The sequence below is a fragment of the Ottowia caeni genome, assembly GCF_050821495.1.
GTDB classification, from domain to species: Bacteria; Pseudomonadota; Gammaproteobacteria; order Burkholderiales; family Burkholderiaceae_C; genus Ottowia; species Ottowia caeni.
Window position 1 is genome coordinate 3,343,766 of the sequence record NZ_CP151080.1, and the last position, 18,715, is coordinate 3,362,480.

The 18,715-nt window shown below is 58.4% G+C and carries 16 protein-coding genes, 1 tRNA gene and 2 pseudogenes; 11 read left to right on the plus strand and 8 right to left on the minus strand.

Annotated features, from left to right (window positions below):
- The first annotated feature begins 175 nt into the window (after positions 1-175).
- The 6 genes from AAAK34_RS15725 (at position 176) to AAAK34_RS15750 (ending at position 4,967) form a co-directional block, all read left to right on the plus strand.
- Positions 176-865, plus strand: a complete 690-nt coding sequence (locus AAAK34_RS15725) for an FCD domain-containing protein (protein ID WP_431777470.1) — start codon at positions 176-178, stop codon at positions 863-865.
- Between the two features lie 29 nt (positions 866-894).
- Positions 895-1,434: a VOC family protein gene (locus AAAK34_RS15730; protein ID WP_231694387.1), complete on the plus strand. Its 540-nt coding sequence runs from the start codon at positions 895-897 to the stop codon at positions 1,432-1,434.
- 25 nt (positions 1,435-1,459) lie between these two features.
- The gene (locus AAAK34_RS15735) at positions 1,460-2,326 is read left to right on the plus strand and encodes a fumarylacetoacetate hydrolase family protein (protein WP_231694386.1); all 867 of its coding nucleotides are present in this window, start codon (positions 1,460-1,462) and stop codon (positions 2,324-2,326) included.
- Positions 2,327-2,328: 2 nt separating this feature from the next.
- Positions 2,329-3,324 (plus strand): zinc-dependent alcohol dehydrogenase family protein, encoded by a 996-nt coding sequence (locus AAAK34_RS15740; RefSeq protein ID WP_231694385.1) that lies wholly within the window; start codon positions 2,329-2,331, stop codon positions 3,322-3,324.
- A 71-nt stretch (positions 3,325-3,395) separates the two neighbouring features.
- A complete protein-coding gene (locus tag AAAK34_RS15745) occupies positions 3,396-4,364 on the plus strand; it encodes a tripartite tricarboxylate transporter substrate binding protein (RefSeq protein ID WP_231694384.1) in 969 nt (322 codons plus the stop codon).
- Between the two features lie 24 nt (positions 4,365-4,388).
- Positions 4,389-4,967: an amino acid synthesis family protein gene (locus AAAK34_RS15750; RefSeq protein ID WP_231694383.1), complete on the plus strand. Its 579-nt coding sequence runs from the start codon at positions 4,389-4,391 to the stop codon at positions 4,965-4,967.
- 40 nt (positions 4,968-5,007) lie between these two features.
- Here AAAK34_RS15750 and AAAK34_RS15755 read toward each other — a convergent pair whose 3' ends face one another.
- Both AAAK34_RS15755 and AAAK34_RS15760 read right to left on the minus strand, forming a co-directional pair.
- Positions 5,008-5,247: a hypothetical protein gene (locus tag AAAK34_RS15755; RefSeq protein ID WP_231694382.1), complete on the minus strand. Its 240-nt coding sequence runs from the start codon at positions 5,245-5,247 to the stop codon at positions 5,008-5,010.
- 190 nt (positions 5,248-5,437) lie between these two features.
- Positions 5,438-5,511, minus strand: a tRNA-Gly gene (locus tag AAAK34_RS15760).
- A gap of 150 nt (positions 5,512-5,661) precedes the next feature.
- On the opposite strand from AAAK34_RS15760, the gene AAAK34_RS15765 reads away from it, so the two are divergent.
- Complete coding sequence (locus tag AAAK34_RS15765; RefSeq protein WP_231694381.1) at positions 5,662-5,982, plus strand: type II toxin-antitoxin system RelE/ParE family toxin; 321 nt, start codon at positions 5,662-5,664, stop codon at positions 5,980-5,982.
- Positions 5,954-6,247, plus strand: coding sequence for an addiction module antidote protein (locus AAAK34_RS15770; RefSeq protein ID WP_231694380.1), 294 nt, complete (start codon positions 5,954-5,956; stop codon positions 6,245-6,247). Before AAAK34_RS15765 ends, AAAK34_RS15770 begins: the two co-directional genes overlap by 29 nt.
- 156 nt (positions 6,248-6,403) lie before the next feature.
- On the opposite strand, the gene hpnE is transcribed toward AAAK34_RS15770, so the two are convergent.
- The 3 genes from hpnE to hpnC are packed head-to-tail and all read right to left on the minus strand — an operon-like array spanning position 6,404 to position 9,518.
- Positions 6,404-7,774 (minus strand): hydroxysqualene dehydroxylase HpnE, encoded by a 1,371-nt coding sequence (hpnE, locus tag AAAK34_RS15775; protein ID WP_431777471.1) that lies wholly within the window; start codon positions 7,772-7,774, stop codon positions 6,404-6,406.
- A gap of 1 nt (position 7,775) precedes the next feature.
- Entirely contained in the window at positions 7,776-8,621 is an 846-nt protein-coding gene (gene hpnD, locus AAAK34_RS15780; RefSeq protein WP_231694379.1) for a presqualene diphosphate synthase HpnD, read from the minus strand.
- Between the two features lie 36 nt (positions 8,622-8,657).
- Complete coding sequence (hpnC, locus tag AAAK34_RS15785; RefSeq protein ID WP_231694525.1) at positions 8,658-9,518, minus strand: squalene synthase HpnC; 861 nt, start codon at positions 9,516-9,518, stop codon at positions 8,658-8,660.
- 50 nt (positions 9,519-9,568) lie between these two features.
- Between hpnC and AAAK34_RS15790 the strand changes: the two genes are divergently transcribed.
- Positions 9,569-10,171, plus strand: a complete 603-nt coding sequence (locus tag AAAK34_RS15790; RefSeq protein WP_231694378.1) for a DNA-3-methyladenine glycosylase — start codon at positions 9,569-9,571, stop codon at positions 10,169-10,171.
- Between the two features lie 710 nt (positions 10,172-10,881).
- Complete coding sequence (locus AAAK34_RS15795) at positions 10,882-12,903, plus strand: OPT family oligopeptide transporter (RefSeq protein WP_231694377.1); 2,022 nt, start codon at positions 10,882-10,884, stop codon at positions 12,901-12,903.
- A 6-nt stretch (positions 12,904-12,909) separates the two neighbouring features.
- On the opposite strand, the pseudogene AAAK34_RS15800 reads toward AAAK34_RS15795, so the two are convergent.
- The 3 genes and pseudogenes from AAAK34_RS15800 to ppsA all read right to left on the minus strand — a co-directional run bounded on the left by AAAK34_RS15800 (position 12,910) and on the right by ppsA (position 17,651).
- Positions 12,910-14,984, minus strand: a pseudogene (locus AAAK34_RS15800) (VC_2705 family sodium/solute symporter).
- Positions 14,974-15,225, minus strand: a complete 252-nt coding sequence (locus AAAK34_RS15805; RefSeq protein WP_231694375.1) for a sodium/substrate symporter small subunit — start codon at positions 15,223-15,225, stop codon at positions 14,974-14,976. The pseudogene AAAK34_RS15800 and the gene AAAK34_RS15805 overlap by 11 nt, the downstream one beginning before the upstream one ends.
- A 23-nt stretch (positions 15,226-15,248) precedes the next feature.
- Positions 15,249-17,651 carry a phosphoenolpyruvate synthase gene (gene ppsA / locus AAAK34_RS15810; protein WP_231694374.1) on the minus strand — a complete coding sequence of 801 codons (2,403 nt, stop codon included), beginning with the start codon at positions 17,649-17,651 and terminating at the stop codon, positions 15,249-15,251.
- 160 nt (positions 17,652-17,811) lie between these two features.
- On the opposite strand from ppsA, the pseudogene ppsR reads away from it, so the two are divergent.
- A pseudogene (gene ppsR / locus AAAK34_RS15815) lies at positions 17,812-18,674 on the plus strand (posphoenolpyruvate synthetase regulatory kinase/phosphorylase PpsR).
- Positions 18,675-18,715: the final 41 nt, after the last annotated feature.

Sequence of the window (18,715 nt, forward strand, 5' to 3'; positions counted from 1 at the left end):
ATAGTCAGTGACCGTTCGCCGAGCGGGCCACCCAGGAACTCGGTGTCACCGCGACCTTTGAATCTCCCCTGCCTCTCTTACCCGATATGGTTCCAAAGGTCATAGACAGAGGAGTCTCTTCATTAGGGTTTTCTTGAGTGTGCATAAACGGATTTTTATGCATAAAATTCAAACCATGCAAGAGACAACCTCCAACACCACCATCTCTGAGCAAGCTTTTCAGGTACTTAGACAAGATGTTTTGTCGGGTCAGCATCCTCCTGAAGCCAGGCTCAAACTGGAGTCGCTTCAGAGCGTTTATGGGTTTTCCAGCAGCCCACTGCGAGAGGCGCTGAATCGCTTGGTGCAAGAGGGGTTGGTCAAAGCCGATGAGCGGAAGGGCTTCAGGGTTGCAGCCATTTCTCCTGCCGACCTGGCTGACATCACAAAGATGCGTTTGATGCTGGATATCCCGGCGTTGACTGAATCCATCCAAGCGGGCGATGACGCATGGGAAGCCAGTGTCGTGGCAGCCTTTCATAGGCTGGAGAAAATCGAATCACGTCTGCAGCATGGTCCGGTCGCACTTGATGCGCAATGGAGCAAGCGCCATAGAGATTTCCACCTCTCTCTTATAGCCGCCTGCCCCTCGGAACGTCAGCTGGCGTGGAGCATGAGCCTGTTCGATCAGGCCGAGCGTTACCGTCACTTTGCAGCGAGAAACCGAACCGTCTCCAAAAAGAAGAACGAAGAGCATCGCTCATTGATGAAGGCTGTTTTGAACCGGGATGCCGCGACAGCCACCACACTCCTTGCGGAGCACATATCCAGCACACAGGCAAATGTGATGGCCGCGTTTACGCAAGTAGAGGCGCAACGCATCTGAATGCACTACTACGATCAAGAGGAGACACCATGCTGAAAGTCAGTCAACCTACGCCTTCGCATTTCGGTATCTACGTCACCGATGTGGAGAAGATGGTCCATTTTTACAAGAACGTCTTCGGCTTGGTAGAGACAGACCGTGGCGTGGGAAAGACGTTCAAGGCGCCGCTGGTATTCCTGAGCTCCAGTCCCCACCAGCACCATCAGCTGGTTATCGCGGGCGGTAGACCGGCCGAAGCGACCTTCAGTACAGTCATGCAGCTTTCTTTTGCTGTGCCCTCAATCCAGTCCCTGCGGGAACTCAAAGACAAGGCTGTGGCCCTGGGCGCCACCAAAGTAACGCCGCTCAACCACGGCAACGCACTGTCGGTCTATTTTGCTGACCCGGAGGGCAACACCATCGAAATCTATATCGACATGCCTTTCTATATCTCGCAGCCACACGGGGATCCGCTGGATCTAACCCGCGACGACGAAACCATACTTCGAGAAACCGAAGCCATTTGCCGCAGCGATCCAAGCTTCATGCCCATCGAACAATGGCAGGCGAAATTCGCTCAACCCCACTGATACCTCAATTCACCAAGGAACCTTCATGAAACTGCTTTCCTTCATCCACCAAGGCCGCGAAACCTGGGGAGCTCTGGTCGGACCAGACGCGATCGTCGATCTGGGCAAGGCCATGCCGCAATACCATACGCTAACTGATTACATCGCCTCAGGGGCATACCTCAAGGCGAGCGCTGATGTGGCCAACAAGCCCGCCGATGCGCTGCTGAAGGACATCACCTTCCTGCCTGTCATTCCCAAGCCTGAAAAAATCGTCTGCGCTGTGCGCAACTACATGGACCACCACCAGGAGGTTCTAGCCGCAGGCATGAGCCGCGAACTCTCGGAAGAGCCACCTATCTTCCTGCGGGTGTGGCGTTCACAAGTGGCCCATGGACAGCCGATCGTGTGCCCCAAAGTGTCCGCCTCCCTCGACTGGGAAGGCGAGTTGGCTGTGATCATTGGCAAGGAAGGTCGCAACATTGCCGAGGCCGATGCTTTTGACCATGTGGCTGGCTACTCCTGCTACAACGACGGCAGCATCCGCGAATGGCAGTTCCACGCCAAGCAAATCGCTTCGGGCAAAAACTTCGAGTCCACCGGCGGCTTCGGCCCATGGATGGTCACGGCAGACGAAATCGCCCCAAACCAGCAACTGAAGCTGGTCACACGTCTCAATGGTGAAGTAGTTCAATCCAGCCACACGGGCCACATGATCTTCCCGATCGCCAAGCTCATCAGCTATGCCTCCACCATCTTCACGCTGGTGCCAGGCGATGTGATCGTCACGGGCACACCCGCAGGGGTGGGCTGGAGCCGCAAGCCTGCCCGGTTCATGAAACCTGGCGATATCTGCGAAGTGGAGATCGAAGGTGTTGGCACCCTCGTCAACCCGATCATTGCTCAAGCCTGAGCATGAAAGCCGTTCAAGTCCAGGTTCCTGGGGGCCCTGAAAACCTGATCGAAGTGGATCTGCCAGATCCACTACCAGGCCCTGGGCAGGTGCGCGTGAAAGCGTACGCAATCGGTGTTGGCAGGCCTGATGTATTGATCCGCAAGGGTACCTACAAATGGATGCCGCCATTGCCCGCGATCCCGGGCGCTGAAATGGCAGGCGAGATCGATGCGATTGGCGAAGGGGTTCAGCAGTGGCAGCCAGGCGACCGAGTGCTAGTCAGTGCCCGTGAGCTGGCGCAACGCGGTGGTTGCTACGCACAAGCCATTGTGGTGCCGCATGATGCGCCTTACCGCCTGCCCGCGACACTGTCTTTTGAAGACGCGGTCAGCTTGCCCAATCTGCAACTGGCTTTGGCGCTCATGCGTGCGGCAGGCGACGTGCATGGGCACAACCCATATGCCTTGATCACCGGCGCCTCAGGTGGCGTGGCTGGCATGCTGTGTCAGGTGGCAAAGCTCAAAGGCCTGCGCACTATTGGCACAAGCCGGACCGCCGACAAGAGCAGCTTCGCGCTCAAGCAGGGGTTTGACCATGTGATCTGCACATCTCAGGAAAACCAGCAAGAGCGTGTGCAGCAAATCACTCAAGGCCATGGACTGAGTGTGGTGTTTGACCACCTGGGCGGTCAAAGCCTGATCGATGGGCTTCGCAGTCTGGCACCGCTGGGCACTGTGGTGTCCTACAACATTGTTCAGGGCATGCCGACACAAGATGTGTTTCAAGTAATGCGTGACTTGCTCGGCAAGAGTCTGGCAATTCGCTGTTTTTCGATGCATACCTTTGATGAAGATGCTTCGTTGCGCCGAGGCCTGATGCACGAAGCCATCGAACTAATGGCCAACGGGCAACTCAAGGCGCCAGAGCACCAAGTTTTCAAACTCAGCGAGGTGCGTCAAACCCACGAGTTGCTCGATAAGGGCATGGTCAGAGGAAAGCTGGTGATGCACCCATAGGTTCCCTTCATGCGTACCCGCAATGAAGGCTTGCGCAGACAGGCCGAATGATTCATTCAACAGGAGACATCATGCTACGTAGAAACTTACTGATCGCTTTGGGCTGCGGATGCCTGGCCCTGACCTCACAGGTGAGCGCACAAACCTATCCGGAGCGCCCAATCAAGATCCTGCAGGGTTTTGCGCCCGGAGGCAACGCCGATGCCATTGCCCGGGCCATTGGACAGGAAATGAGCAAGGGCCTTGGACAGTCCATGGTGGTGGAGGCGCAAACTGGCGCAGGCGGAACCATTGCAGCCACAACCGTTTCCAAAGCCAAACCAGATGGCTACACCTTGTTGCTGGCCACAGGCGGTCATGCGGTGGCCGGCGCGCTCTACAACAATCTGGCCTACCGCACGGTGCAAGATTTCGAGATGATCAGCACCATCACGTACTTCCCTTTCCTCATCGTCGTTCCGTCCAACAGCAAATTCACCAACCTGTCAGCCCTGCTGGCAGCGGCCAAAGCCAATCCCGAACAAATAAGTTATGGCACGGCAGGGGTCGGGTCCACTCATCACCTGGCCGGAGAATTGCTGGCAAGCATGTCGGGAACCCGGATGCTGCATGTGCCCTACAAGGGCGACTCCGGATCGCTCACGGCCTTGCTGGCCGGCGACATCCCCATGATCATTGCGCCGCCTACAGCCGTGATGGCCAACATCAAGGCCGGTAAACTGCGCCCTGTTGCCGCCACCGGCCCCCAGCGCTGGCCTCTACTGCCAGACGTGCCTACCGTCGCCGAGCAGGGCGTCGCTGGCTATGACGTGCAGTCCTGGGCGGGACTCATGGCGCCCGCAGGCACACCAAGGCCCATCGTGGACAGACTCAACGCTGAGGTCCAGAAAGCGCTGCTCGTGCCCGCAGTCAAAACCCGACTGGAAGAGATGGGTGGTGAGGCAAAGGGTAGCACCCCCGAAGAAATGAAAGTCATGGTGGCCAGCCAGACACAAAAATGGATACAGGTCGTCGCCGACGCCAAGATCCCCAAACAATGACGCAAACGAACAAAGAGAGCCCCAATGTCTTTGATTGATATCCGCAAACGCAGTCTGACCATCGAAACCATCTACCACGAGGGTGGCCCCGTAGCAGACCGACCGCTCAAACTGGCAGCAGCTTGTGCTGTGATCAAGAACCCCTATGCAGGCCGTTACGAGCCTGATCTCTTACCCTTCATGGCAGAGCTCCGCTCTCTGGGCACGCTGCTCGCGCAAGAGCTGGTGGACACGCTGGGGAAGAATAATGTCGAGGTTTACAGCAAGGCGGCCATTGTGGGCGTCAACGGCGAACTGGAGCATGGTGCGGTCTGGCACGAGGCCGGTGGATGGGCCATGCGCAATGTGCTGGGCGAGCCAAAGGCCATCGTGCCGGCAGCCAAAGCGGTCGCCAATGCCGGTTACCGCCTGATGGTGCCACTTCACTACATCCATGCCGCCTATGTGCGAAGCCACTTCAACAGCATGGAGATCGGCATTCAGGATGCTCCTCGGCCCAATGAAATTCTGTTCGGTCTAGTGATGGGTACAGGTGGGCGTGTGCACTCCAGGCTGGGAGGACTCACCAAAGAGAATGTGTCGGTCCACGACGGACAACGCTGAGAAACGGGGAAGCTGATTGATCACCATGCCTGAGATGCGGCTACGGCTGACCACGGGGTATGGAAAAAGCAGCTGACCCGCTACCCACCTCGGTCAAGAACGTATCGTGAAACCGGCCAGATGCAATGGCGCTGACTTGCCACTGGACTTGTAGTTGCTCCAGAAGTTTAGGGTTGAAGTCTTTGCAGCTTTGCGCCAGCCCCAACAGCATCACGTATTCGGTGGTGCGGTAGCAGGAGAAGGAATACACCTCGCCCGATGTGCCGGATTGGGTGGTCAAGGTGAGCGCCTCGATCAGGGACCCACCGGGCAGGATGCCAAACTCCGCATTGAGGGAGCAAAAAAATGCTTGATGGGGAGGGATGCAGGCAGAATTCGAGGAAGCCCGTTACGCCGAAGAAAGAAGCCCTTTGAGACCTCACTCCTTCGGAAGCCCGTCATAGTGACACCTCGCCCGCGATTCGCAAAACTGGAGCGGGTGAAGGGAATCGAACCCTCGTATGAAGCTTGGGAAGCTGCCGTTCTACCATTGAACTACACCCGCGAGAGCTGAATTCTAGCCGAGGTTTTCGAGCACACTCCAGCCAAGACGTTTTTATGCCACGCGTAGCGGTGGGAATGCATTTCGCTCACAGCGCCCAGACCTACATCTGGAGATGCTTGCAAAATGTAGCCGCAAGGCTACAATAGAAATATGTACAGCGTCATCGAAACCGAAGAGTTTTCTGAATGGATTGATGGCCTGAAAGATATGGCCACCCGCATGCGACTCAGAGTTCGCCTGCGTAAAGCCACCCTCGGCAACTTGGGCGACGTTAAGCCAGTGGGCAACACGGTGTTTGAGATGCGCGAGTTCTTCGGCCCTGGGTGGCGCATGTACTACGTGAAGCAAGGAACCACCATTATTCTGATGCTTGGAGGGGGCGACAAAGCCACCCAAGACCGCGACATTGAACGAGCCCAAGCGATGGCTCTGGAGTTGCAAAATGAGCAAGATCAAGACCCGTCCGTTTGACATGGCCAACCACCTCAAAAACGAGGAAGAGGTTGCTGAATACCTACGCCAAGTGCTGGACGATGGAGACCCCGCATTGCTGGCCGCTGCGCTGGGCGATATTGCCAAGGCCCGAGGCATGACCCAGCTTGCACGCGACACCGGACTATCTCGGGAGAGCCTTTACAAAAGCCTCTCTGGCGAACGTGCGCCCAGCTCCGACACGCTGTTCAAGGTCATCTATGCGATGGGGTTCAAGGTGACGCTGGATCCGGTGCGTACATGAGCCGCTTCTACTGAAATCAAGTTCCGGTGCGACAAGGCTCGATGCGTCAAAGCGCGCGTAATGGGTGATCCTGATTGCCGCCATAGCAGGCACAGTGTTTGGGTGGAATATGCCGTCTACTAAGACGGCTTTCTCACATCTCAACCAGTCGCCCTTCTAACTGAAGCAACCTAGCGCGTTCCATCCGCTGCGCACGGCGCCTTCCAACGTGGCTGGGTAAGGGCCTTCAATATAGTCGCCACAAGCCACCAGACCCGACGCAATTTGAGCAGGTGGGCGCACAAGCGCAGGGGTGCAGGCAAAGGTGGCGCGCTTTTCAACAATCGTTTGCAGTGGCTTTACGGAGAGCCCTAACTGGGCTTTGGCCTGCTCCACAATAGCCGCCTCCAGAACCGAACGCTCACCATGGTGAACACTGATCACAAAGGCCAGCAATCGCGATGGCTGCGAAGAAGGTGTGATCTGGTCACGATCAAAAACGAATTGCGCCGGATACCGATCGCTTGCACGCAAAGCCAACATGGGCCGGCTCAGCAGCGGCGCGACTCCGGTTGGTTTGGCCTGAGCATATACGGTGGCTATTGATTTGAAGCGCAAGGCAGACGCGGTGCCGGCCCAGACACTCAGTTGGCTCTGAACAGATTCTTCAACTCTATCCAATGATGCGTTCAGGATACGCGCCGATTCTGAAGCGGGAACCGCGAGCACCACGCTGTCGAAGAGTTCACCTTCAACTCGCCACTGCCCCGCGTCTCGCTCCAGCACGTCGACCCGACGCCCCGTGAGCTGGCGAACACCGCGTTCTTTCAGCAAGCTTGCTGCAGCGTCGGGGAAAAGTGCACTCAAGTCGCAGCGCGGCAGCAAAAAATTAGACCCTCCGCGATGGCTGAAAAGGCCATCGCGCAACACGCGCAGAAAAACTGCCCCGCTGGCCTGGTTGACGGGCGTATTGAGTGCAGAAACACAAAGTGGGTCGATGAATTCTTCCATCAGCCTGGGCGGAAGCGAAACACACAAGTCCGCTACGCTGGCCCTTTCGTCACACCGAAAACCCGCACGCTGCCAACGACTCGCCACGCGCAACAGCGCCAGCTTTTCTCGCCAGTTCCAGCCCCGAGCACGCAAAATGCCCACCAATGCATCCAGCGGCGTCGGCAAGTCCGGGAGAGAAAGGCCTGTGCCATCAGGGTAAGTTAGCGCCATGGGAAAGCGCAGCAACGCTTGCTGCGGGTCGACACCCACGATGCGCATCAGCCGCAGCGTCTCGGCGTAGGCTCCTATGAGAATATGCTGGCCGTTGTCGACAGAAATCTCACGCCCATCGGGGAGAGTCAGCGGCACGCCTCTGGCCCGGCCGCCCAAGGTTCGCGCGGCCTCGAGTATCGTCACACGGTGGCCATCTTGCACCGCTCTGACCGCAGCCGCCATGCCCGCCCAACCGGCGCCAATGATCGCTATATGCTTCGGCGCTGTCTCTGACAAACGGGAATAGTCCGACCTCAGGCGATGACTGTTGTCATCTGCCATTTCAGAACCGGCCTAACGCTTGCATTTTCCACGCGAGCCATAGCTTGCGCAGCGGTGTCAGTGCAAGGCGCTGGTGCAGCACTTTGAAATTGTCGGCCTCTATTTCGCGCAGCAGCGTGCGGTAGATGCTGGCCATCATGAGCCCTGGCTTCTGGCTGCGGCGGTCCTGGTCTGGCAGCAATGCCAGCGCCTTGTCGTACAGAGCATGCGCCCGCTCGGCCTGGAACTTCATGAGCCGCTCAAAACGGTCAGAATAAACGCCCTTGATGACTTCGTGCGCTTTGACGTCGAACTGCTGCAACTCGTTGACCGGCAGGTAGATGCGGTCACGCCGCGCATCTTCTCCAACATCGCGAATGATGTTGGTAAGCTGAAACGCCAGACCCAGGGTGTGCGCATACTCGGTGGTTCGTGGGTCACTCTGGCCAAAGATGCGTGCAGACACCTCTCCCACCACGCCAGCCACCAGGTGGCAGTAGCGCTGCAAGGCCGTGAAATCCAGGTATCGTGACTGGCTAAGATCCATCTGACAGCCCTCGATGACGGCCAGCAGGTGTCGCGCCTCTATGCCGTACACAGATGCGTGCGGCATCAGGGCCTTCATGGCCGGGTGCGTTGACTGGCCGGCATAGGCACGCCCTACTTCGGACTGCCACCAGGCCAGCTTGGAGGCGGCCACGCCGGGGTCGCTCACCTCATCGACGACATCATCCACCTCACGACAAAAGGCGTAGAAGGCGGTAATGGCGGCGCGGCGAGGAGCCGGCAGAAACAGAAAGGCATAGTAAAAGCTGCTGCCAGAGGCAGCGGCTTTTTGCTGAACGTAATCTTGCGGGGTGTTGCTCACAGGTGCGATTGTCCCATCGGTCGGCCCCTGTTTTTCCTACATTCGAAGCATGCGCCAAAGAATATAGGGTGCATCTGCCTTGCCAAGGGTAGGCCGCCGGGTCAGCGTGGCGTAATCGATGGCGGCAATTTTGTCCAGAATGCGCAGGCCACCTTGAATGACAGCGCGCAATTCCCAACCCGCCCTGCCGGGGATTCTATGCACCAGCGGAGCACCAGCCTGCATATGGGCCCGCGCGCCCTGTACGCAGGCGGCAATCAAACGCGTGACCTCTTTGCTTTGCTGTAACGCAGGAAACTGACGTGCCGGATCGGTCACGCTGATTCCGTACGCGGCGCATTCGGCCAGCGGCAGGTAGTAGCGCCCACGCGGAATGTCGACACTCAAATCCTGCCAGAAGTTGATGAGTTGCAGTGCAGTACAAATTGCATCGCTCTCGGCAATAGCCTCTTTATTGTTCACTCCGTACAGGTGCAGCAGCAACCTGCCCACGGGGTTGGCAGAGCGGCTGCAATAGTCAAGCAGTTCGGCCATATCGGCATAGGCGGCGCCATCGCGGGTCTTGACCACGTCCTGAGCAAATGCAGAAAGCAAGTCATCCATCGGCTGAAGCGGCAGATCGAACGCTTTCATCTGCGCGGCCAAAGGCTTGAACACCTGCGACCAGCGCGTGGAAGTTGCCTGGCCTGCAGAAACTGCATGCAGATCAGCGCGATAGGCAGCAAGATCAGACAGGCGCTGCATTGCGCTGTCATGCCCTTCATCGGCAATATCGTCCGCAGTGCGTGCAAAATGGTAGATTGCCGCTATGGGCGGGCGTAGCCTGGGTGGGCACAGCCACGAGGCCACGGGGAAGTTTTCGTAATGCTCGATCGAGGGAACGGGGGACTCTGACATGGGTTCGCCATTGTGACCCAAGCGGGTGTATCTTCCATCTTTTCCACGCTATGCCGCGCCTCCTGCATCCCCAAGATTTTGCGCATGATGCTCCCGTTGTTGCTCACGCATTGATAGGCGCCACCCTGTTCGTTGACGGCGTAGGCGGCATCATTGTCGAGACGGAAGCCTATGATCACAGCGAACCGGCCTCGCATTGCTACCCTGGGCCGACACCACGCAATCAGGTCATGTTTGGCCCGCCAGGGCACGCTTATGTGTACCGGAGCTACGGAATCCATTGGTGTCTGAATTTTGTCTGTTGCGAAGACGGTCACGGTGCTGGAGTGTTGATCCGGGCGCTGCAGCCTACGCACGGTCTGGATCGCATGCGCGAGCGAAGGCGAACGCTTGACGAGCGCCTGCTATGCGCTGGCCCCGGTCGTCTGGGGCAGGCGCTTGGCATTGCGCCCGCTCACTATGGGCTGCGGCTGGATCATCCGCCATTCGAGGTACATGCCGCGCCGGCATCCGGCTCGCCCGTGCAAGTACTTTCAGGTCCGCGCATCGGTATCAGCAAAGCGGTGGATCTTCCCTGGCGCTTCGGCTTGGCGGGCTCTCGCTACCTGAGTCGGCGGTTTAAGAAAATATCTCGGCCAGCAGATCATCGATGAATGTCAGCGCTGTCTGACAGCCAGTCAGGCGTAAGGACGACTTTTCTGTCTCTGAGAATTGGTTGAAAATGAAAGGGTACTGTGAAGCCACCGCTGACCAATGTTGCCAGCGCTCATTGAATTAGAGTAGTTTTAAAGCCTTACAGTCGCAGCCATCTCCTCCACCCTTCCTCCTCAGGCTGCGACTTTTCAAGCGATGTTCTGTTTCGACGGAACATCGCTTTTTCTCTTCTAGGGATGCCCTGCATAACCCTCGCGAGTCGGTGGTAGTGGGGATCGGGAGGCTTGGTGACGCAGCATGGCGGCGATTGTCGGTGGATTTATTCAACGTATTTGCAATTCAGGACACTAGCTCCCTGGCGCTTCTGCAACGATCGGGTTTTTGCTGAATAAAAAGTACGAAAAAAGCATCTATACTGAGAGGTGAATCAGCCACTGTGCCAGAAGAAAGCGTGTGCGCTTAGTCTTCGAATGATTGAAATCCCCTTTCCAGCATTCATGACGGGCGTAACAATGCGCCTAGATGCGTCCACAATTCGGCATTGCCATCAGCTCGGATCGTGAACACGTTCTCAGTCCTTCTTGAGTATCCAGGCCTTGACAGGAACCCAAAGGGATTATTCCCCCTTCAGCCAATAGAAGCCCCAGGCCCCTGATCAACGTTCGTACGTGCCTGTCGAACTCGACCAAGAATTTCAGTCTTTTCAGCCATGAAGAAAAACACATTAACGCGTGAGTTCACCGTGCGCGGCGTCATTCTGGGCGCGCTTATCACCCTGGCCTTTACGGCGGCCAATGTCTATCTGGGCCTCAAGGTCGGATTGACCTTCGCGTCAGCCATACCAGCCGCAGTGATTTCAATGGCACTGTTGTATCGCTTCAAGGATTCGAACATCCTTGAAAACAACCTGGTGCAAACCCAGGCGTCAGCTGCGGGCACACTCTCATCGGTGATCTATGCGCTGCCGGCGCTATTGATGCTGGGCCTTTGGACTGGGTTCCCCTTCTGGCAAACAGCGCTGATCTGTGCGGCTGGCGGCACCCTGGGCGTTCTCTATACGGTACCTCTGCGTCGCGTCATGGTGGTGCAGTCTTCTCTACCCTACCCCGAAGGCGTGGCCGCAGCAGAAGTGCTGCGCGTGGGAGAGGCACAGCGCCATCGTAAAGAATCCGACACGAAGGGCCAATCCAAAAGTTCCGGCCTGCGCGACCTGCTCTGGGGCGGCGGCCTCGCCACTCTGCTGGGCTTCATGAGCAGCGGCTTTCGGGTTCTGGCTGAATCCATCAGCTTGTGGGTTCCTGTCGGCAACGTGGCGCTGCGCTTCTCGGCAGGGTTCTCACCCGCTCTATTGGCAGCCGGCTACCTCATGGGAGCGGCAGCGGGCATCTCGGTCATGGTGGGCCTCGTACTCTGCTGGGGCGTGATCGTCCCGTGGCTGACAGCCCATGCCACACCCGCCCCTGGCCAGGCATTGAGCGATCTGTCCACTCAGCTATGGGCGGCAAAAGTGCGCTTTGTAGGTGCGGGCGTTATCGGCATCTCTGCCCTATGGACTGTAGGCACCCTCCTGCGGCCGATCATCCAGGCGATACGCCGTCAACCTGCCCAAGCGTCGAGTGTGACGGCATCAGCCCAGGACGAAACCGATAAGGATATGCCTCGCAACTGGATGCTGCTGATCGGGTTGGCCGCTCTGACCGTGCTGTTCCTGGTGGTCAACAGCTTCGTGCTGCAGTACATGCCTGAGTTGTCGGACGCAGCACGCTATGGACTTACCGCGTTGTGCGTGATATTTGCCGCAGTATTCGGCTTCTTGGTGGCGGCCGCATGTGGCTATATGGCAGGGCTGGTAGGAAGCTCGGCGAGTCCCATTTCCGGGATTGGCATTATTGCAACCATACTCATGGCGCTGTCTCTTTTGGCAATGCATGCCTGGGTGCCCGCTTTTGCCAACAGCATCTCCGGCCAACTTGGCGTGGGCCTGGTGCTCTTCATGGTTTCGGTAATCCTGGCCATTGCTGCCATCTCCAACGACAACCTGCAGGATCTGAAGACCGGTTATCTGGTTGGTGCCACTCCATGGCGCCAGCAGGTGGTGCTTATCATTGGTTGCATGGTCGGGGCTGCGGTCATTCCGCCTGTGCTCGAATTACTCTACAACGCCTACGGCTTCCAGGGCGCTTTGCCACGTGAAGGCATGGACCCCAGCAAAGCGCTGGCAGCTCCCCAAGCCACGCTGATGAACCAGATCGCCTCTGGCATCTTCAACGGCTCGCTTGATTGGAGCATGCTGGGGCTGGGTGTCGCCATCGGGGTCGCCATTATCGTGATTGATGTGGTTCTGCGCCGTTCAGGCCGGGGCTCCTTGCCGCCGCTGGCCGTGGGTCTGGGTCTATACCTTCCGCCCACCATCGGGACCACCCTCTTCGTCGGCGCCATGCTGGGGTACTTTATTCAGCGGGCCATCAAAGCCATGGGTGAAAAAGCAGGCAAAACCTGGGTCAGCGCGGCCGAAGAACGTAGCTTGCTTCTGGCCTCAGGACTGATCGTGGGTGAAAGCCTCACGGGCCTGGTGATCGCTGCCTTGATCGGATTCAGTGGACAGGATGCACCGCTGGCGTTGGTGAGCGAAGATTTTGCGCCCGCCATGTGGCTGGGCCTGGGAAGCTTTGTTGCGCTCTGCGTGTTTTTCAGGCGGCACGTCCTTAAGGCAGGTACACAACAGGCGTGATGAGCGTCACGAGAGCTGGCTTGAACCTGCCGGCTTGAACAGACGCTCCCCCAAAGACACCATCACAATGACGGCAAAGCCGGCGGGCACTCCAAAAAAGCCCGCCGACATCGGCAAAATGCCGGCCCATAGTCCACCAGGTTCAAGGCCCCACCAGGCTCGCAAGGAAGGGTTGGCCCAGAGCATATAGCCCACCGTCAACCCAACGCCTGAGAGCATGCCGGCCACCACGCCGCGGCGCGTAGCACCGGGCCAGAAAATCCCAAGCACCAGACTGGGGAAGAAAGTCGCGGCCGCAATCGAAAACGACGCTGTCACCAGCGAAATAATCTCCGCAGGCTTCAGCACTGCCACGAAGGCCGCCAGCATGGCCGCTGCCAGAAGCGCAAACTTGGAAAGAATCACGTGATTCTCTGTGGGGTTCGCCACTCCCCGAGGTCCAGGCGCGGCTGTGTCATGAACCAGTGCGTTACTGATAGTGAGCAAAAGGCTATCTGCCGTGGAAAGTGCAGCCGCCAGCCCACCGGCTGCCACCAAGCCTGAAACCACATAAGGTAATCCACCCAACTCCGGGGTTGCCAGCATAATCATGTCGGCACCCAGCTTGATCTCGCCAAACTGCAAAATGCGGTCTCCGTTCACATCTGACACGGAAACGAGCGCCGGATCCACCCAAGCCCATTGAGCAATCCAGTTGGGCAGCTCATCGAAACTACTGCCCACCAGGCCCTGCATGATTTCGTATTTCACCAGCACAGCCAGTGCTGGCGTACTGAGATATAGCAAGGCGATGAACCCCAGGGACCAGGCCACGGAGCTGCGAGCCTCTGACACGCCTGGCACGGTGTAAAAACGGGTCAGCAGGTGCGGTAAGCTGGCCGTACCCAGCATGAGGCAGAACATCAACGCCATGAAGTTAAGGCGCGAAGTATTGAACTCCTCCCGTTCGGCAGCAGTGCCTTCAGGGTCTCCAGCAAACGCTTGCCCATGACGCGGAAGGCCACCCAAAGGCTTGCCGCGCTCCACCGCTTCGTTCATGGCGCGTGTCCAGCGCTCTATGGCACTCGCCTCGGTGCGCGGAAGCGCCGCCAGCTCACGCCGCGCCTGCATGACGAGAGAAGAATCCACACCCTGGGCCTTGAGCATGCGAATGCGCTCTTCAAGCAAAGCCCGATCACGCTCAAGCGCGGCAGCCGGGTCGCGCAGGCGCTCAGCATAGGCGCGGGCACGCTCCTGATAAATGGCGCTGACTGCTTGCTCCGCCGGCGAATCGATCAGCTCCCTCTCCAGCCGCTCAATTTTGGGCAGTTGCGCCCCATAGACCACCGGAGCAAGCGGCGTTCCGAGCTGCTTGTACGCCAGCCACGACACCGGAATTAGAAACGCGAGCAGCAGCACCACGTACTGCGATACCTGTGTCCAGGTAATCGCGCGCATGCCCCCCAGGAAGGAGCACAGAAGCACTCCACCCAGCCCCAAAAGGATGCCGATCTCGAACTGCACACCGGTCAGCCGCGAGGCGATCAACCCGATGCCGTAGATCTGTGCCACCACATACATGAACGAGCACGCCACTGCCCCAGCCGCCGCCAGCCATCGCGGCCAGCAACCACCAAAGCGCACCGCAAAAAATCCGGGACGGTGTACAGGCGCATCGCACGCAGGCGCGGCGCCATGAGCAAGCCGACCAGACAGAATCCCCCTGTCCAGCCCAGCACATAGGCCAGCCCACCGGGCTGCGTGGAGGTACCGGAGAAGCCCTGAAGATAAAGCGCGCCAGAAAGGCTGATGAACGATGCCGCGCTCATCCAGTCTGCCGCAGTGGCCATCCCGTTGTACATAGGTGGAATGCGCCTGCCAGCGACATAGAACTCTTCCGGATCGGTCGTGCGCCCCCAGATGCCGATCCCTGCATAGAACATGACAGTGGTGAACAGGAAGATCGGGCCCATCCAGTCCCTTGAGAGACCGGCGCGCTCAGCCCAGGCCATCAAGGCCAGAAAAGCCAGAAACCCGACAACGAACAGCAGCAGCAGCCTATGCAGGCGCCTTTCGTAGCAGCGTGCTGGCTTAATCCCCATCAGACGACGCTTCAGCGCTGGCGCGATCTTGTCGATTCCTCACCGTGGCATAGACAACCACCACAGCCAGAAACGCGAGAACTGCCCCCTGTGCCACAAACCAGAAATTGACCGGCCAGCCGGCAACCACCTGCTGCAGATCGCGCGCGAACCAACTCACGCCAAAAGAGGCAAACGCCCACACTGCCAGCAGCCACAGCCGTAGCCGATCAAAGCGGTGAGGCTGCTGCTGCTCGGCCATGGCGTCGTCAGTGGGTTGCTCGATCAGTTAGCAAGCAAGGTCCAGGTGTCGATCACGCTGTCCGGGTTGAGCGAGATCGAGGAAATACCTTCCTTGGCAAGCCAAAGTGCAAAGTCAGGGTGGTCGCTGGGGCCTTGGCCGCAAATGCCCACATACTTGCCTGCAGCCAGGCAAGAGCTGATAGCGCGTTGAAGCAGCGCTCTGACGGCAGGATCGCGCTCGTCAAAATCCGCAGCCAACAGTTCCATGCCGGAATCACGATCCAGGCCTAGCGTGAGCTGGGTCAAGTCGTTGGAGCCGATGGAGAAACCATCAAAATATTCGAGGAAACGCTCGGCCAGAATGGCGTTGCTGGGCACCTCGCACATCATGACGACCTTCAGATCATTCTGACCACGCGCCAAGCCGTGTTCAGCGAGCAGCTGCGTCACACGCTCGGCCTGCCCCAGCGTGCGCACGAAAGGCACCATGACCTGCACGTTGGTCAGGCCCATATCGTTGCGCACACGCCGCAGCGCCTCGCATTCCATGGCAAAGGCTTCACGGAAATCATCGCTGATGTAGCGAGCCGCGCCGCGGAAGCCCAGCATGGGGTTCTCTTCCTCGGGCTCGTAGCGGCTACCGCCGATCAGCTTGCGATACTCATTGCTCTTGAAGTCCGACAGGCGAACAATCACCGGCTTGGGCCAGAAGGCCGCCGCGATGGTGGCGACGCCTTCAGCCACTTTGTCCACGTAGAACGCGCGTGGCGATGCGTGGCCGCGTGCTACTGATTCAACGGCTTTTTTCAGGTCCCCATCCACCTGCGGATAGTCCAGAATGGCCTTGGGGTGCACGCCTATGTTGTTGTTGATGATGAATTCCAGGCGCGCCAGGCCCACCCCTTCATTGGGCAGTTGAGCGAAGTCAAAGGCCAGTTGCGGGTTGCCCACGTTCATCATGATCTTGGTGGCGATTTGCGGCATAGCCCCACGCTTGACCTCGGTCACTTCGGTTTCCAGCAGGCCGTCATAAATGTGGCCGGTATCGCCCTCTGCGCAAGACACCGTCACCAGGGTGCCGGTCTTGAGCTTTTCGGTAGCGTCGCCGCAACCCACGATGGCCGGAATGCCCAATTCGCGCGCGATGATCGCTGCGTGGCAGGTGCGCCCGCCGCGGTTGGTCACAATGGCACTGGCACGCTTCATCACCGGCTCCCAGTTGGGGTCGGTCATGTCGGTCACCAAGACGTCGCCAGGCTGCACCTGATCCATCTCGGAGATGTTGTGCACCAGCCGAACAGGGCCGGTTCCGATTTTCTGGCCGATGGCGCGGCCTTCTGCCAGAACGGAGCCTGTGCTCTTGAGCTTGTAGCGGTGCTCGGTTTTCCCCTTCTGCTGGCTCTTCACGGTTTCGGGCCGCGCCTGCAGAATGTAGAGTTGACCGTCTGTGCCGTCCTTGCCCCACTCGATATCCATCGGCCTGCCGTAGTGCTTTTCAATCACCATGGCATAGCGCGCCAGCTGCATGACGTCATCATCAGTCAACGAATAGCGGTTCCGCTGCTCGACCGGCACGTCCACCGTTTTCACAAGTTTGCCGCTGGCTGCTTTCTCTTCTGGCGTGGAAAACACCATCTGAATGAGCTTTGAGCCCAGGTTGCGGCGGATCACCGCTTGCTTGCCTGCCCTCAGCATGGGCTTGTGAACGTAAAACTCGTCCGGGTTTACAGCCCCTTGCACCACGGTTTCGCCCAGGCCGTGGCTGCTGGTGATGAACACCACGTCTTCAAAGCCACTCTCGGTGTCAATGGTGAACATGACGCCTGCTGCGCCCAAATCGCTGCGCACCATGCGCTGCACGCCAGCCGACAGAGCCACGCCTGCATGCTCGAAGCCCTTGTGCACGCGGTAGCTGATGGCGCGGTCGTTGTAGAGGCTTGCAAAAACCTCCTTCATCTTGTGAAGGATATCTTCAATGCCCACCACGTTTAGGAACGTTTCCTGCTGCCCCGCAAACGAAGCGTCGGGCAGATCCTCTGCCGTGGCGGACGAGCGAACGGCGAAGCTGGCCTGATCGTTGCCGCCGCTCAGCGTGACAAACGCCTCGCGAATGGCCTTTTCGAGATCAGCGGGGAAAGGCTGCGCCTCGACCCAGGCACGAATTTCTGCGCCGGCGGCAGCCAGCGCGCGCACATCTTCAGTGTCCAGGGTGTCGAGACGGGCTTGAATACGATCAACCAAGCCATCGTGCGCCAAAAACTGACGAAATGCGTGCGCCGTGGTGGCAAAACCGGTTGGCACGCGGACACCCTCTGGACCTTGGGTGGGCAATTGTGAAATCATCTCACCGAGGCTGGCATTCTTGCCACCGACCACCTCGACATCAGTCATCCTTAGTTTTTCGAATGGCACGACCAAGGCGGTCGGATCGAATAGTACAGACATGGGAAAGCTCCAGAAGTTAAAAACCGGGGCACACGCCGTTCAAAGGCAAAGTAACGGCGTGGCTGGCCCACTCGCGCAGATGAGCATTGGAGTTGTGCTTGTAGGCCACTATCCAGGCGCGCAGGCTGAATTCGCATAATGGTGGCGATTTTAAGTACTTATCGAACCGCCTGCGTTCAGAGTTAACCGGAGAAGTCTCACTTATGCCCGCACGAACAGTTTTTTCGTCTCAGACGGCACCGGCATCACGGCCGAAACCTTCGGCAATGCCATCTTGGCGCAGTTCGACTTTCAGCCGCACCGGGTGCGCCTGCCCTTCATCGACTCTGCAGACAAAGCACACCAGGCGGTACGGCAAATCAACCATGTGGGGGACCTGGAGGGAAAGCGGCCCTTGGTCTTCACCACCCTGGTCGACAAAGAGGTGCTCGGCATCATCCGCACCAACTGCAAGGGCATGCTGATGGATATGTTCGGCACCTTTGTCCAGCCCATTGAGTTGGAACTTGGCATTAAAAGCCACCACCGGGTGGGCCGCTTCTCGGATGTCAGCAAGAGTCAAGCCTATCACGACCGCATCGAGGCCATCAACTTCAGCCTGGCGCATGACGACGGCCAGAGCCACCGTGACCTGGCGGCGGCTGACGTGATTTTGGTCGGTGTCAGTCGCAGCGGAAAGACACCCACCAGCCTCTATCTGGCTATGCAGCACGGCCTGAAAGCGGCAAATTACCCGCTGATCCCGGAAGATTTCGACCGCCGCCAGCTGCCGCCAGCACTTATAGCGCATCGAAAAAGCTCTTCGGACTCACCATTGCGCCCGAGCGTTTGTCTGAGATTCGCTCGGAGCGCCGACCCAATTCAGGCTACGCCAGTTTGGCAAACTGCCGCATGGAGGTCGCTGAAGCGGAGGCCATGATGCGCATGTCGGGGATTCGGTGGCTCTCCACCACCACCAAATCGATCGAAGAAATTGCCACCACCATTCTGCAAGAGCTGCGCCCCGAACGATTGAGCTACTGAAATCGGGCTTCAAAACGCCACCGGGTCAGTTCCGAAAGATG

Coding starts and splice junctions, on each gene's coding strand:
- AAAK34_RS15725 (WP_431777470.1), top strand. CDS start 176: ATGCAAGAGACAACCTCCAACACCACCATCTCTGAGCAAGCTTTTCAG.
- AAAK34_RS15730 (WP_231694387.1), top strand. CDS start 895: ATGCTGAAAGTCAGTCAACCTACGCCTTCGCATTTCGGTATCTACGTC.
- AAAK34_RS15735 (WP_231694386.1), top strand. CDS start 1,460: ATGAAACTGCTTTCCTTCATCCACCAAGGCCGCGAAACCTGGGGAGCT.
- AAAK34_RS15740 (WP_231694385.1), top strand. CDS start 2,329: ATGAAAGCCGTTCAAGTCCAGGTTCCTGGGGGCCCTGAAAACCTGATC.
- AAAK34_RS15745 (WP_231694384.1), top strand. CDS start 3,396: ATGCTACGTAGAAACTTACTGATCGCTTTGGGCTGCGGATGCCTGGCC.
- AAAK34_RS15750 (WP_231694383.1), top strand. CDS start 4,389: ATGTCTTTGATTGATATCCGCAAACGCAGTCTGACCATCGAAACCATC.
- AAAK34_RS15765 (WP_231694381.1), top strand. CDS start 5,662: ATGTACAGCGTCATCGAAACCGAAGAGTTTTCTGAATGGATTGATGGC.
- AAAK34_RS15770 (WP_231694380.1), top strand. CDS start 5,954: ATGAGCAAGATCAAGACCCGTCCGTTTGACATGGCCAACCACCTCAAA.
- hpnE (WP_431777471.1), bottom strand. CDS start 7,774: ATGGCAGATGACAACAGTCATCGCCTGAGGTCGGACTATTCCCGTTTG.
- hpnC (WP_231694525.1), bottom strand. CDS start 9,518: ATGTCAGAGTCCCCCGTTCCCTCGATCGAGCATTACGAAAACTTCCCC.
- AAAK34_RS15790 (WP_231694378.1), top strand. CDS start 9,569: ATGCCGCGCCTCCTGCATCCCCAAGATTTTGCGCATGATGCTCCCGTT.
- AAAK34_RS15795 (WP_231694377.1), top strand. CDS start 10,882: ATGAAGAAAAACACATTAACGCGTGAGTTCACCGTGCGCGGCGTCATT.
- AAAK34_RS15805 (WP_231694375.1), bottom strand. CDS start 15,225: ATGGCCGAGCAGCAGCAGCCTCACCGCTTTGATCGGCTACGGCTGTGG.
- ppsA (WP_231694374.1), bottom strand. CDS start 17,651: ATGTCTGTACTATTCGATCCGACCGCCTTGGTCGTGCCATTCGAAAAA.